We start from the raw sequence: 14,041 nt of genomic DNA on the forward strand, positions 1-14,041 counted from the left end.
GTCAAATCCCCCATTTGGGGAGGATTCAGATCTTTCAGTTGGATATTTGGTAAGTGGTTATATGGTAATGGTTTGTGGTGATAATTAACTGTAGTGTCTTGAAATATTAACCTAATTTTAGTGTCCGCCTGCCCGGAAACCACAGAGCGGTCTCTAAGAGCTGTTGGGATTGAAACGCCGAATTTTTTCGGCTGGCGAGGATAGAAGCTGCGTCGGACTGATTTCGGAGCCGGTCATTAAATTCAGAAGCAGGGAATCGGAACACGAATTCTTTCTTCTGGCGGAGACCGGTTTCCCAAAGTACCTCACCCATTGATACATTGTGTAACAGTAACAAATCCGGTTTCAGCATTACATTTACGAATGGATTTGTTATTCTGGTCTGGAGAATATTCGCAGGACTGAAATGGTCCACGTCACCGGGTCTGAGGAGAGAAAACTGTGATGAATCGATGGAAATGCTGCAGTGGATTGTTAAGTGTCCTGATTCTAATGGCAGGCTGTTCCCGGGAGAAATCGACGCCTGCCGATTCCGCTCAGACCACCTCAGACAAAAAACAAACTAAGGATGCCGAAATGAATACCGGAAGTGAATTTCAACTGTCCGTTCAAAGTGAGCCTTATGGGACCACCGCCGATGGTCAGGAGATAACCCAGTATCTGCTTTCAAACCAGAAGGGGATGAGCGTCAATATCATTAACTTCGGGGCGATTGTGACGGCCATCTACCTGCCGGATAAGGCAGGCAAGTCAGAGAGCATCACGCTCGGTTTTAATTCACTGGCCGAGTATGAGAAAAAAGGCCCCTACTTCGGCGCCATCTGCGGCCGCTATGCGAACCGGATCAAGGACGGGAAATTCACACTGGATGGCAAAGAGTATCAACTGGCTCAGAATAACCCGCCCAGCCATCTGCACGGCGGCGAATCGGGTTTCGACAAGAAGGTCTGGGCCGCGGAAGAATTTTCCGAGAAAGACGCGGTTGGCGTGCGCTTGAGTCTGGTCAGTCCGGATGGCGAAGAAGGCTATCCCGGCAAACTGACGCTCAAAGTGGTCTACACACTCAACAACGACAATGAACTCAAGATCGACTACACCGCGACCACTGACAAACCGACCCCGATCAACGTGACGAACCACTGCTACTGGAATCTGGCAGGGGCCGGGGAAGGGACCATTCTGGATCACGAGCTGTTGTTGAACTGCGACAAGTATCTCCCGGTGTCCGCAGAAGCAATTCCCACCGGCGAACTGGCTCCGGTCAAAGGAACGCCGATGGACTTCACGTCGGCTCATAAAATTGGCGAACGTATTGGTCAGGTTGAAGGCGGCTACGATCACTGCTGGGTCGTCAACGCTTCGGAGAAACAGCCTGCCTTCTGTGCCCGGGCCAAAGATGCGGAATCGGGACGCGTAATGGAAATCTATACGACCGAACCGGGCGTGCAGTTCTACACGGGGAATTTCCTCGATGGTACGCCGGCCAGTGGCGGATTTCCCAAGAATGGTGCCTTCTGCCTGGAAGCACAGCATTTCCCCAACTCTCCGAATCAGCCGGAGTTTCCGAATACGATTCTCAAGCCGGGTGAAGTCTACGAACAGACGACCATCCATAAATTCTCTGTCGAATAGCATACCAGGGCGGGATCTGATTCCCGCGAAGAGGCGATCATGATGAAGCGATTGTTTTCTGCTGCGCTGCTGACACTTCTATCTCTCTCAGGGGCAGGCTTCCTTGGAGCCAGTCTCGCTGCAGCTGCGGAATCAGTTGAAGTGGTGGATGTGGAAGGACAGCCGCTGGGGGCGAATGCCAGACGCCTGGTTGCCGCCCTGGAGTATCTGGGCGCCCCGCTGCCTGAAGATCTGGTAGAAAAGCTGACAGCCGCCAGTGCAGACCGCGATGCAAAGCGAATTCAGGAACTGCTCGATCCCGAGGTGCTGTGCGTCGTCTCACTCAATCCCGAAGTACGGACCAAAGTCGCGCGGGGGCCCGCGCAAGCGGTCCTGCAGCAGGGAGGCTTCACCCCCTTCCTGATCAAGGTGATCAACCAGAGTACTGTGACCCGTCAGTTGCAGATCTCCAGTCCCCAGGCAGGAGCCGTCTATTCCGGAGCGGCGCTGAACAGTCTCAAAAGGCAGGCACAGACCGAACTCAATCGGAATGAAAATAAAAAATCGGCATCAGACCGGTTCCTGGAAGTCGAATTATTTCAGGCCAGCCCGATGACGGTGCGCCTCAGCGGCCTGGAGTGCGAATACGTGCTGGCGCTCATCTATTGTCATGAAGCGGGGAAACGGGAGGCGACCCTGGCGTTTGATGTCGGGGCCGGGACCCAGGACATCGGATTTCGAGGAGAAGTGCCGATCCTGTTTACCGTGAACAAGGCGGTTCCCGTCAAACTGTCGATCAGAGACTTTGACGGAACACCGACCGCGGCTCGGCTGGTGTTTCGTGATCAGCAGAAACGCGTCTATCCCCTGCAGGCCAAGAGACTCGCTCCCGATTTCTTTTTTCAGCCGCAGATCTACCGCCAGGATGGCGAAACGGTGCTCCTGCCGGCCGGGGAACTGGAAATGGAATTTAGCCGCGGTCCGGAATACCAGCGTTTGACTGAAAAAGTGATGGTTTCCGCCTCAGAACCGCAGACGGTCGATGTGAAATTGCAACGCTGGCTGAATGCCCGCGACTTTGGATTCTATTCCGGCGACCACCACATTCATGCCGCCGGCTGTGCACATTATGACAACCCCACCAAAGGAGTCACTCCGCTGGACATGTTCAAGCAGGTCAAAGGGGAGGGGTTGAACGTGGGTTGTGTACTCACCTGGGGACCCTGCTTCGATGTGCAGCGGCAGTTTTTCTCTTCAACCGCTGATCGTGTCAGTGAGCCGTTAACCATCCTGAAGTACGATCTGGAAATCAGCGGCTTCGGTTCTGCAGCGCTGGGTCACGTCTGTTTGCTGAATCTGCAGAATCAGACCTATCCCGGGACCCTGGGAACGACGAAAGGGTGGCCCAGCTGGACGGTGCCTGTTTTGAAGTGGTGTAAGGAGCAGGGGGGCGTGACCGGGTATCCCCATTCGGCACTGCGGGTGAATCCGCCCCAGGCGGCGGTCAGAATGATCAAAGATCTGGACCAGGATCAGTCGGAAAGCTTGAGCTCCCAGGAAGCCAGCCAGGGATTGTTGCCCAAACCCTTTGCTTCGATTGATGAAGATGGCAATGGTCAACTCACCACACAGGAATTGACGCAGGCTCTGGAGCAGGCTGCCGACGAACTGCCCAATCTCGCCGTTCCTGAGATGAACGGCGGCGGTGCGATGGAAATCTGTGTGAGCACAGCTGAGGGGGTCTGTGACTTTATCAGCGCCATGGATACGGAACGCATCCCGGAGTGGAATACCTGGTATCACATTCTGAACTGTGGCTATCCGCTCAAAGTCAGTGGTGAAACGGACTTTCCCTGTATGAGCAGCCGTCGGGTCGGTCAGGGAAGAGTCTACGTCCAGCTGGGAGATGTAGACGAACTCGATTTTCAGGAGTGGTGCCGGGGAATCCAACACGGCCGGTCTTATGTTTCGGACGGTTATGCACACGCCCTGGAATTCAACGTGAGTGGTCGGTCTCCCGGTTTTGAAGAGGTCCACCTGAAGGAAGCCGGTCAGGTGGAGGTCACTGCGAAAGTCGCTTTTGCAGCAGAGACCCCCCGCGCGGTCGCCTATGGGTTACTGGATCCCCCGGAAGGCAAACGTGCCGTGGGAGACACGCGAATCTTGCACGCACCACGCAATTCGGATTATGTCACCGGAGGAGAGAGGCTGGTCGAGATCGTCCAGAATGGCACGGTGGTCGCTCAGAAAGCAGTTCCCGCTGACGGCAAAGTACACGAACTGAGCTTCACGATTCCGGTGAAACAGAGCAGCTGGATTGCCCTGCGTCAGTTCCCCCAGCTGCATACCAACCCGGTGAATGTAATTGTCGATCAACGGCCCATTCGTGCCTCACGGGAGAGCGCGCTCTGGTGTGCTGAAACGATCAAGCTACTCTGGAAAAACCGTCATCAGATCATCGCGGAACGCGAACGACCCGCAGCCGAGCAGGCGTATCAGCGGGCGATTCAAAGCTACCTGCAGCGGGCGCAGGAAGCGACTCAGTTTGATTGAGCGGGTATTGGTTTACTTACGACGCTCGGGCGGAAGCGTTGCTTTCTGCTTCTGAACCCGTGAACGCTGCAGCAGTTTTTTGCCAATTACGACTGTGGCAGCGAAGAGCGCAATTGCAGCAAATGGGATCAGGTGAACCGGCTCGGTAAAGTAATGCAGAATTCCATGCGGATTAGTAGTCTGGCTGGTACCATGACCGGGATGCGCGAAAAGCAGGGAACTGTGAGTCAGGGTGACGAGCATCACCAGAGCGAGTTTGATACGATTCATAGCTTAAACACTTTCTGAAAGCAGAGTCAGCAGGGTAGAGAACGATTCCTGCCAGAGGGATCATTTTAGAATAATCGGCTTGCGGGCTCAAGCGATGTTGCAGGTATGTTTAACGGGATTTGAGCTTACTCTGTAGATCCTCGATCGCATCCGAATAAACATCCAGCACAGCCGCCCGTTCCTGCGGGTCAGCGAAGAGAAACTGACTGGCGATTTTTTTCCGGTTCTCCTGCATTTCCGCAAGATACGCCCGAGCCTGATCGAGGTCAAACCGCGATTGCGCTTTCCATTTCAGGTAGACGGGACTGGTGTGGGAAAAGAGTTCACGTCCATACTCGTTGAAGGGTGTCTGGCGCTGCCGCTTTGGGTCTTTGGGGACAGAGGGCGAAGGCGTTCGAACTGCGATCCAGCCCGGCTCAGTAGTTTCCAGAGTGAAATCAATCTGTGATTCAAAATGGTTCTGCACCGGTTTTGTGTTCTGCGCCTTGATGACGGTGCCGTTATGGATCAGTTCCAGCCGCTGGAAATCAATCCGTCCCCGGCCTGTCGCCCGAATCCTCACACTGTTCTGATCGGGCGTGAGTTCAATCTGATCCCCGATGGATTTCCCGTCTACGTGCAGATCGAGCAGCGGACCATTGGTGATGAAAGTCCGCCCGGCTCTCAGGCTTTCCAGCCACGTCGTCGTGGTGAGTGGCTTCTGCAGCCGGGCATAAACGCGCGAGAAGTCGTACTGGAACCAGTCGGTCCCGGTTGAAAACGGGACCCGGCAGCCGGCGTTCAGATATGGGTAGTAGCTGTCTTCGTATGTGCTCCGCGTTCCACCATCAAAGATATTCAAAGCGTGCACGCGGCCTTGCATGAAATTGGGTGTCGATTCCAGACCCCACGCATTATGGCACCAGATCACGGTCGCCTTGTCAGCGAGGGCAGTCTGAATTCCACGAGACAGGGGAATGCCGTCTGTTCCCTGTTTCATGATTCCGGGACCAATACTGACAGGCTGGATCAAACGCTGGATATCCAGCAGCATCACATGGCCGTACCCTTCGTCAAAACCCGAGCTGTTGTGCCGATGTTCTTCTCCCCAGCCGAACTGAACTCCGGCGGTCCGGGACAAATCCTGCAGGTCTGCTTTGGTGTAGCGATTCGAAATATAAGTTTTGTCGGCAATCGCCCGTTCCAGGTAGGAGACAAACACCAGATCCAGTCGATCTGCCGCCGGAATCTGGTTGAGATAGCGGTCACATTCCTGCCTGTTGAGTTTCATCAGGTGCAGGTGCGTATTGGCGGTTTTATATTCAGGGGAAAGGTTCGCGAAGCGTTTTATTGCGAGGGCGATGTTCTGCGTTGTTTTTCCCGTCAGATCAATTTCGGACCGGCTGAGTTCCGTTTCGAGGCCGGAGAAGGCTTCGAAAGTCAATTTGGTCTGGGGAACAGAAATCTGTACCTCACCAGGAACGACGGACCAGCTGTGAATGCCGGCTTGTTCTGACTCCGGACTGGAATTCACCCCGGTTCCCCGCGCGAGCAGTCCCGGGAGCGGGATCGGATTCCCCCGTGAATCACGGATGCGCAACATTCCGGGAACGATCCTGGACTGACCTGCCTGGGTTTCGGTGAGATTTAATGTAACCCGGCACTGCGGCACTTTTTCTGATGGTGTAGTGCCGGGCGCTGGTTTGTCGGGGATCTGCAGCAAAGCGAGGTCGGCAGTTGCAGAGTTGCCCCAGCAACAGATCAGCAGGCCGATCAGACGACAGAAGATCTTAGAGCGACAGCTGGGAGACGGACGCATCAGGAAAGTCCTCCGGGGAAGGAGTGTTGGCTGGAAGCAGATTCTGACCTTTCAAGAATACACCAGGCGCCTGGCAAGTGCAAAGGGGAGAGATGATCGGTGAAATAAAAAACGGTCTGACGGGGAATCCTCGTCAGACCGTGCTGGATGTCACAAATTCAAAATTGATTGAGCAGGGCTTATTCGAAGTTGGTGAGCTCACCACCGCGGATACTGGAGAGCGACCTGTAGACGCCTTCATCAATATTTTCTGAGATGAAGCGAACGCGTCCGTCTCCAAACAGGAACTGGGCGCCGCCTGTATGGTGGCTGCTGAAGTCGTCGATATGTGCTGCCGGATCATTCGGGGGATGGTCGGTGGCTCCCAGGGGACGCACATAGGTCTCTTCTCCCTGGGGAATCACACCCACCCAGGTGGAATACCAGCCCTGTTGGGGGTTCGTCTTTCGCTCACCGACAAATAGTGTTTGTGATGATCCATCGGTGATATCGCGGAAGCGGGTATTGCTGTTCTGATAAAACACGCCGGTGCTCTTACAGGCGGTGCCGGGAGGCGTCGTTCCACAGTCGTCCAGTTCATCGCTGCCAAAAACGCCGACATAATTCCCGGTAGCCAGTTTGGCCAGCACGGTCCCCGGGCTCCCTTCCTGATGCAGCTCAAATGTTTCCGTGGCGGGATCGGACGGACAACGAAAGACAGTGAGTGAGGTGTCAATAATGCTGGGCGTCTGAGCGGGATCGTTAATACTCAGGCTGAAATTGATCTGGTTATACAGGGGGTTTTGATCCAGGTAAGGCAGGATCATCGTGCCCCAGCCCCAGCCGCTGCCGTACTGGGCATTGGCACCGACGCCCGGTTGGACACCAATCCAGCCGGAGGGGAACAGTCCGTGTGTGTCATGATAGTTGTGCAGCGCCAGGCCGATCTGCTTCAGATTATTTTTGCACTGGCTGCGACGGGCGGCTTCGCGGGCCTGTTGTACAGCCGGTAGGAGCAGGGCGATCAGAATGGCAATGATGGCAATCACCACCAGCAATTCGATCAATGTAAAGCCGTGGCGGGTGAATCTGGCTTTTCGCATTCGAGGACTCCGGAGTGTAAAAAACAATAAAAGAACACTTGATGAAACAATGCGATCATTATTGCAAATGGTTTGCGGAAGTCAATGTTAATTACAAGTGAATTGCATTAACTTTCGGTGTGTATTAATTCATGAACAAGTGGCCTGGCTGAACGTGATTAAGCGGACACTCAGAATTACGAGGGGAAAAGGAGCTCTGTTTGTCTATTTTTTGCGGTGGTACGACAAAATCAAGAGGATTTCCTTTGAGATCCTCAGGGAACGGAGACATAAGTAAATGTGTTTTAGTCAAAAGGGCTGTCACCCTGTAGAAATTCAAGTCCGTGAATTACAACTGAAGCAGTGCAGCATCCATCGGCAGCCTGCGGATTTGAATTTGACGAAGCGGCGGTTATGATGGCGATTCCACTTGTCAATTCCCGAATTCAATGAATGGTCGCCGAGGCGCAATGACGACTTCCCTGGTTGATTCCTATGCATACTGCCAGCAACTGGCAAAACGGACAGCGGGGAATTTCTATTATTCGTTTCTCGCGTTGCGGAAAGAACAGTTCCAGGCCATGTGTGTGCTGTATGCCTACATGCGGCTGGTGGACGATCTGGGCGACAGTCCGGAGCACTCTTTCGAAGAACGCGCAACAGCACTCAGCCACTGGCGCAACGGATTACAGCGGGCACTGGAGAATCGCTCTGATACAGACTGCCAGCAGTATCACGCCTGCTTCCCCGCCGTGCTGGACATGATTCAGCGCTACGAAATTCCCGAGCACTATTTTTTTGATGTGATCACGGGAGTGGAATCCGATCTGCAGCCGGTGACATTTGATAACTTTGAGCACCTGGCTGATTACTGCTATCACGTAGCGGGCGTGGTCGGGTTGTGCTGCATTCATATCTGGGGCTTCCATGATGAGCGGGCTCTGGATGCCAGCATTGACTGTGGTCTGGCGTTTCAGCTGACGAATATTCTGCGGGACCTTGCCGAAGATGCCGACCTGGGACGCGTCTATTTACCCCGGGAAGATCTGAATCGCTTCGACTACTCGCCAGCCGATATTGAAGCACGCATTTATGATCAGCGATTCCGTGATCTGATGCAGTTCGAGGTGGACCGGGCCAGAACCTACTATCAGCGTTCTGAGCGTCTGTTTGAGTATGTTTCACCAGAGGGCCGCCGCATTCTCAAGGCCATGCACCAGATTTATGGGGGCATCCTCAATGAGATCGAGCGGCTGGATTATCAGGTCTATGCCACCCGGGCCGGTTTACCGCGCTGGCGGAAGCTGCTGATTGCCGGGGAAGCCCTGGTTGCGTCCCGCTGGTTTCCCGGACGGGCAGCCCGCTGAGGTTTTCTGCTACGAAACAAAGAAAGCCCCCGACAATCGATGAGATTATCGGGAGCTTACCAGGAGCAGCAGGAACAAAGCTCACAGTTTATTCGACACCAACGTACAGGGCTGGCGTTTTCATAAAGACATCCATATTTTTCTTACTACTGAAGAGGTACAGACGGCCCTTGTACCAGGATGCATAATCCAGAGTTCCCTCTTTGTCATCCTGATGATCGACCAGGATAACAATATCACTTCCGCCGGCAGCGGGAGCATATTTGGCAGGCTCACGGTCGAACTTCAGTTTGTTCTCCAGTGAAGCGAACTGGTAGTTCATGGATTTATAAGAGGAACTGAATTCCGGACGGGCGTCGACCAGCAGTCGGTTATCCCGCAGGGCAACCGGACAGAATCCTTTCAGACCCTTGATATTTCCCCGGCTGGCAATCAGTGCCATCTTCTTTTCCACGGTGCTGTCCTGCTCAGTTTTAGCGACCTGTTTTTCAGGTTGCGGGGCAGGTGCATCCAGTTTGGGTTCCGGTTCTGGTTTGAAGGGATTGTCCTTCACTTCAGGAGTTTTCGGCTGAGCTGGTTTCTCAGTTTCAGCAATCTGCGGAGCCGGTACTTCGAACGGATTCTCTTCTGCTTTCTTTTCAGGAGCAGTCTGAGGCTGTGGTTCGAATGGATTGACTTCTTTCGCAGGTGTTTCCTGAGCAACTTCCGCTGATTTCTCCGGAGCAGCTTCCTCTTTGGCAGCGGTCTTTTCCGGAGCCGGATCTACGCTTTTCTCTTCGAGGACCAGTCCGCTGAAGGGAGTTTTGGTTTCCGGAGCGTCTGCAGCCGGTTTCTTGATGTTGTCTGCTTCTTCTTCAGACATATCGGGAAACAGGTCGTTGAAATCATCTTCCGGATTCTTTGCGACTTTCTCTTCTACAACGACTGCCGTTTTCTTCTCAATGATCAGAGGCAGTTCCGCCGCTTTCTCTTTGAGCATTTTCTCTGCCTTTTCAGCAGCGATTTTCTGCTCTTCCAGGCGTTCGGCTGCTTCCTCTGCCGCTTCTTCGAGCTCTTCGCGTGCCTCTTCATCCAGTTCTTCCTGTGTAGGAGTCACGGATTTGGCGACGGTCGCTTCCTGATCTGTGGCAGGTTCAGGTGTGTTTACGACAGACTGCGGGGCGGGTGCAGCAGGCAACTGAGGTGCTGGTGGCAGTGGTGCCGCCTTTGTTTCTTCAACAGCCGGTGCATCCACGGGTGCTTTTTTAGCGACCTGATGTGACTGCGACAGACGTTTGGGAGTCTGCTTGCTTTTGCCGGGCAGAAACTTATCGTACCACTTTCTTTCCTCGGGCTTGGGAGGCAGTTGTGGCTGTGGTTGGACCACGACATTCTGCGGAGCTGCAGGTGCCTGTGCCGGTGCGGCAGGCTGTGCAGCAGGCTGTGCGTTGACCGTCCCACGTCCTACCCCTGAACCGTTGTTGGCAGTTTTAGGTAAAGACTGCAGTGACATCGGCGGCATCTGTCGACCGTCACGCCGGTACAAAGCTTCCAGCTGACGCTGGATTTCACTCTGACCTGGTTTCGGAGTTCCCAGGGGAACGGCGGTCTTGTATTGAGGTGCAGTAGACTGGGCACTGCCCGGAACAACCACCTGTCGTTTCTGCTGGGGCTGTTTTTTCTCCGAGCTCTTGCTCCGTTTCTGAAAGATCGACAGGGGATCCAATGTGAATCCGACCTGCTGAATTTCAGCAGGCTTGCTGGTGGTTTGCTGGGCAGCTGTCGTTTTCTGAGGGAAACGGACCCGTGGCTGGCTCTCGTGACGTGCAGAGTGCATTTCACGTTGAATCGCGTTGATAAGGGTCTTCTGTGGATTCCGCTCTGTTCTGGCACTGCGCGGCTTGCTGGAATGAATCTGAATGGCGGAGTCATCCGCAGTCAGTAAATTCGTATTCGTCAGCACTAAGCCAGAAATCGCGCTGAAAATCAGTACGCGAGCGGAGAAGCGAGTTCCTGCTTTCATCTCCTGAAATCTCCTGGTTCCTGAGTTTTGAACTCCATGACGACCGATGGTCGCTGGCGGGTGTTCAATTAAGTTCCTGGTTGAATGAATTCTCGAATCAACAAGACTTCATTAATCGGAATATTGCTTTCAAATGGTTGGTTCCGCATAATCGACACAATCATGCAGACTAATCCCTGCTGCGTGTTTCTATCGTCGTTAAGCTGCTCCGGTTTTGATGCCTATGGCGGTTGTAAGAACAGAATCTGGCGGGATCTTCGCGACAACCCGGATGACCGTTTTTATCGACAAGCTCATTGCAGTGTCGCTATCGCCTGCAAGTTTGCTATCTTATCAAGAGGGGACACAATCGTTTTCCAGCAAAACCCGAGTTATTTCGGGATGAATTCAGCCCCGGTTATCTGCAAAAGTGAAATAGAATCAAGGAGTTAGATCGAATGGAAGAGCCGAAACCAGCAGGGGAGCCCCCCCAACCGGCACCTGAGAAGCCCCGTCCCCCCAAGCCCTGTCCGCCGCCGCCTCGCCGCAGCTGGATAGCACGCATCCTGTTCATTCTTCTCCTGATTTCGTTCCTGTTTAACCTGAGCTTCTATGCCATGTATCAGGAATTCTTCTCCACAGGCGGCGGTCCCACAGAACAGTTCGATAGTGGTGATGCTGAGGCGGAACAGAAGATCGCCATCGTATCGATTACCGGCACCATCATGCCTCCATTCACCGAGCGGATCATCAGGTCGATCGAACAGGCGACCAAAGATGATCAGGTCAAAGCCGTGCTGCTGGAGATCGACAGTCCCGGCGGCCTGGTCGCGGACAGCCATCAGATTTATCACCGCCTGGTGGCATTGCGGGAAAAGAAACCGATCGTTGTCTACATGAAACGAATGGCGGCTTCAGGCGGATACTACGTCGCGATGGGCGCAGGCACGGAAGGCATCATCTTTGCCGAACCGACGACCTGGACCGGCTCTCTGGGAGTCATTATTCCCCGCTTCGATATGAGCGGTCTGGCGGAGAAGGTGGGGATCGTTTCTGATCCGCTGAAGACCGGTGAGTTCAAAGATGCTCTGAATCCGTTCCGGAATCTTTCCCCGCGCGAGAAGGAAATCTGGGATCACATCCTGGATGAATCCTACCAGCGGTTTATCAACATCATTGTCGAGAACCGCAAAGATCTGGACTACGACCAGGTCAAAAAACTGGCCACCGGTCAGATCTATACCGCCACGGACGCCCAGAAGAATGGTCTGATCGACGAAATTGGTTATCAGGAAGACGCGATCGCCCAATTAAAGAAAAAGACGGGACTCGAGAAAGTTCGTGTGATACGATACACACACCCGGCGTCACTGGCTGATATCCTGCTCAGTTCTGCTCAGGCGGGGCAGGTGGAAAATCGCAAACAGGCGCTGCTCGAATCGACAGTTCCTCGCGCGATGTATTACACTTCCTGGCTGGGAGATGTGCCAGGGATGCAGTAAGCCGGGTCTCAAGTGAATGTTCAGAAATAAAGCGAGCCGATGTTTGCACAACAAGAACCTGTATCAACACCTCCGCCGGACCCTTTCCTGAATGATCCGGCTTTGCACGGAGGCCCTTCGCCTTTCTGGTCATTCATGGAGAGTGTGTTTGGCATCATTTATCTCGCGTTCTGGGTCTGGATGCTGATCGACTGTCTCAGAAAAGATCCAGACCGGTTCTTGTGGTTCTGGGTCATCCTGGTCTTCCAGCCCTTTGGTGCGTTGATCTATTTCTTCCTGCGCTGGCTGCCCAGTAACCAGTTTCAGCTGCCGGAATTTGCCCGGCCTTTTTTCCGGCAAAAGCGTCTCAATGAACTGGAAACCGCTGCGATGCAGATTGGGAACCCTTACCAGTTCGTCCGTTGGGGGGATGCCCTGAAAGAGGCCGGCATCAATCAGAAAAGCCTGGAAGCCTATCAGCAGGCATTGGCCAAAGAACCCGATAACCTGCAGGCACTGTGGGGGGCCGCGCAGATTGAGATGAAGTTCAAAGAGTTCGAGACAGCGCAGCAGCGCTGCCGGCAGATTCTCGAGGCGGACCCGGAATACAAGTTTGGCGATGTTTCACTCATGTATTGTAAAACTGTCTGCGAGCTGGGTTCTGCAGAACAGGCGCGGGAAGAACTGGCGAAACATGCCAAACGCTGGCGGCAGCCGGAGGCACTCTTTATGCTGGCCACACTCGAAGCAGAAGCCGGCGAGCATCAGGCCGCCCGAAAAACCCTGCAGGGCATGCTGCTGGATATCAACGGGAGCCCTCGGGGCATCGCCCGGAAGTTCGTCCGCTGGAAAAGTAAGGCCCGCAAACTGCTTAAGCGACTGCCCCGTTCCTGATGTTGCTCCCTGCTGAGCAGGTACCGATCTGCGCTCAGGATTTCTGCTGCACTGCTTTACGGAAATTATCCGCATGGAACTGCATCAGCTTCAGGCCTTCCTTCTGATAGATCTGCATGGCACTGTGCGGCACATCGGGCACGATCAGTGTCTCAAAGGGAATCTTGAGTGATTTCAGGAATTTCATATAGGCGAGATTGTTCTCGTAATTAAAGCCCTTCGTGCCGACATGGATCAGGATTCGCAGCGGTGGCTGTGGATGTTGGGCATATTTGCGCGCCAGATCGTAGGTGTTATCCCCTTTGACGAAGACCAGGTTTTCGCTCTCACGCCCATTCTCTTCTGAGATCCGTTTTTCGGTCGCATGGCCGGCTCCCCCCGGTGCAGCGGAACAGAACAGGTCCGGATGTTTGAACATGATCCGCGTCGTTCCCCGTCCCCCTTGGGAAAAGCCTTCGAGCCCGCGGCCTTTACGGGCGGCGATGGTCCGATAAGTCGCGTCGATGTGCGGGATCAACTCTTTCACAAACACATCTTCACCCATCGCATGCTTACGGTCAGGCATGTTGTAATGACTCACCGGTCCGCCGTTCACAAACACGTAGATCATCGGATCCACTTTGCCTGCGGAGATCTGCTTGTCGATGTATTGAACCAGTTTCACGCTTTTGGTTTCGCTGCCGGGACGACCGCCGTGCAGGTAGTAGACCACGGGGAATCGCTCGTTCTTGTTTTGGAGATCCCGATACTGCGGAGGCAGATAGATACAGTAGCCGACATCGACGTTCATCGAAGGACTGCGAAACGTGGCATGTGTCACGCCGGGCAGCTCCTGTTTGAGTTCATTCACCCACTGAAACGGCTTGCGTTTCGGTTTGGCTTTCTTCTGTTGTCCACAGACGGGGCTGGAGATCAGGAGTAATGCGACAACAACAGCGAGGCAGGATCGCAGGAGGTAATTCGGATTCATAATTCTGGTTCACTTCGATGCAGGAAAAAACGGTGAATCAATCAACATGATATCG

General features: G+C 53.9%; 10 protein-coding genes. 5 read left to right on the forward strand and 5 right to left on the reverse strand.

Translation table 11 applies throughout. The annotated features are described in order from the left end of the window. The first annotated feature begins 444 nt into the window (after positions 1-444). Both Enr10x_RS04910 and Enr10x_RS04915 read left to right on the forward strand, forming a co-directional pair. Positions 445-1,632 (forward strand): aldose epimerase family protein, encoded by a 1,188-nt coding sequence (locus Enr10x_RS04910; RefSeq protein WP_145448309.1) that lies wholly within the window; start codon positions 445-447, stop codon positions 1,630-1,632. Positions 1,633-1,671: 39 nt separating this feature from the next. After that, positions 1,672-4,164: a CehA/McbA family metallohydrolase gene (locus tag Enr10x_RS04915; protein WP_145448310.1), complete on the forward strand. Its 2,493-nt coding sequence runs from the start codon at positions 1,672-1,674 to the stop codon at positions 4,162-4,164. Between the two features lie 12 nt (positions 4,165-4,176). Here the strand turns inward: Enr10x_RS04915 and Enr10x_RS04920 are convergent, their stop codons facing one another. The 3 genes from Enr10x_RS04920 to Enr10x_RS04930 form a co-directional block, all read right to left on the reverse strand. Continuing rightward, the gene (locus tag Enr10x_RS04920; protein WP_145448311.1) at positions 4,177-4,434 is read right to left on the reverse strand and encodes a hypothetical protein; all 258 of its coding nucleotides are present in this window, start codon (positions 4,432-4,434) and stop codon (positions 4,177-4,179) included. Between the two features lie 109 nt (positions 4,435-4,543). Further along, entirely contained in the window at positions 4,544-6,232 is a 1,689-nt protein-coding gene (locus tag Enr10x_RS29850; RefSeq protein ID WP_197997483.1) for a CehA/McbA family metallohydrolase, read from the reverse strand. Between the two features lie 179 nt (positions 6,233-6,411). Continuing rightward, positions 6,412-7,314 (reverse strand): DUF1559 domain-containing protein, encoded by a 903-nt coding sequence (locus tag Enr10x_RS04930; RefSeq protein ID WP_145448312.1) that lies wholly within the window; start codon positions 7,312-7,314, stop codon positions 6,412-6,414. A 449-nt stretch (positions 7,315-7,763) separates the two neighbouring features. On the opposite strand from Enr10x_RS04930, the gene Enr10x_RS04935 reads away from it, so the two are divergent. Beyond that, the gene (locus tag Enr10x_RS04935; RefSeq protein ID WP_145452606.1) at positions 7,764-8,660 is read left to right on the forward strand and encodes a phytoene/squalene synthase family protein; all 897 of its coding nucleotides are present in this window, start codon (positions 7,764-7,766) and stop codon (positions 8,658-8,660) included. Positions 8,661-8,748: 88 nt separating this feature from the next. Here the strand turns inward: Enr10x_RS04935 and Enr10x_RS04940 are convergent, their stop codons facing one another. Beyond that, positions 8,749-10,662 carry a hypothetical protein gene (locus tag Enr10x_RS04940; RefSeq protein WP_145104555.1) on the reverse strand — a complete coding sequence of 638 codons (1,914 nt, stop codon included), beginning with the start codon at positions 10,660-10,662 and terminating at the stop codon, positions 8,749-8,751. A gap of 437 nt (positions 10,663-11,099) precedes the next feature. Here Enr10x_RS04940 and sppA point away from each other — a divergent pair, with 437 nt between their 5' ends. Together sppA and Enr10x_RS04950 are read left to right on the forward strand one after the other, a co-directional pair. Then, the gene (sppA, locus tag Enr10x_RS04945; protein WP_145104557.1) at positions 11,100-12,143 is read left to right on the forward strand and encodes a signal peptide peptidase SppA; all 1,044 of its coding nucleotides are present in this window, start codon (positions 11,100-11,102) and stop codon (positions 12,141-12,143) included. 39 nt (positions 12,144-12,182) lie between these two features. Next, positions 12,183-13,016: a tetratricopeptide repeat protein gene (locus tag Enr10x_RS04950; protein ID WP_145104560.1), complete on the forward strand. Its 834-nt coding sequence runs from the start codon at positions 12,183-12,185 to the stop codon at positions 13,014-13,016. 34 nt (positions 13,017-13,050) lie between these two features. Here the strand turns inward: Enr10x_RS04950 and Enr10x_RS04955 are convergent, their stop codons facing one another. After that, the gene (locus Enr10x_RS04955) at positions 13,051-13,986 is read right to left on the reverse strand and encodes an alpha/beta hydrolase (RefSeq protein ID WP_145448313.1); all 936 of its coding nucleotides are present in this window, start codon (positions 13,984-13,986) and stop codon (positions 13,051-13,053) included. Positions 13,987-14,041: the final 55 nt, after the last annotated feature.

The sequence above is a fragment of the Gimesia panareensis genome, from assembly GCF_007748155.1.
GTDB classification, from domain to species: Bacteria; Planctomycetota; Planctomycetia; order Planctomycetales; family Planctomycetaceae; genus Gimesia; species Gimesia panareensis.

Bases quoted from the DNA above. Each gene is read 5' to 3' on its own strand.
- Enr10x_RS04910 (WP_145448309.1), top strand. From the start codon at position 445: ATGAATCGATGGAAATGCTGCAGTGGATTGTTAAGTGTCCTGATTCTA.
- Enr10x_RS04915 (WP_145448310.1), top strand. From the start codon at position 1,672: ATGATGAAGCGATTGTTTTCTGCTGCGCTGCTGACACTTCTATCTCTC.
- Enr10x_RS04920 (WP_145448311.1), bottom strand. From the start codon at position 4,434: ATGAATCGTATCAAACTCGCTCTGGTGATGCTCGTCACCCTGACTCAC.
- Enr10x_RS29850 (WP_197997483.1), bottom strand. From the start codon at position 6,232: ATGCGTCCGTCTCCCAGCTGTCGCTCTAAGATCTTCTGTCGTCTGATC.
- Enr10x_RS04930 (WP_145448312.1), bottom strand. From the start codon at position 7,314: ATGCGAAAAGCCAGATTCACCCGCCACGGCTTTACATTGATCGAATTG.
- Enr10x_RS04935 (WP_145452606.1), top strand. From the start codon at position 7,764: ATGACGACTTCCCTGGTTGATTCCTATGCATACTGCCAGCAACTGGCA.
- Enr10x_RS04940 (WP_145104555.1), bottom strand. From the start codon at position 10,662: ATGAAAGCAGGAACTCGCTTCTCCGCTCGCGTACTGATTTTCAGCGCG.
- sppA (WP_145104557.1), top strand. From the start codon at position 11,100: ATGGAAGAGCCGAAACCAGCAGGGGAGCCCCCCCAACCGGCACCTGAG.
- Enr10x_RS04950 (WP_145104560.1), top strand. From the start codon at position 12,183: ATGTTTGCACAACAAGAACCTGTATCAACACCTCCGCCGGACCCTTTC.
- Enr10x_RS04955 (WP_145448313.1), bottom strand. From the start codon at position 13,986: ATGAATCCGAATTACCTCCTGCGATCCTGCCTCGCTGTTGTTGTCGCA.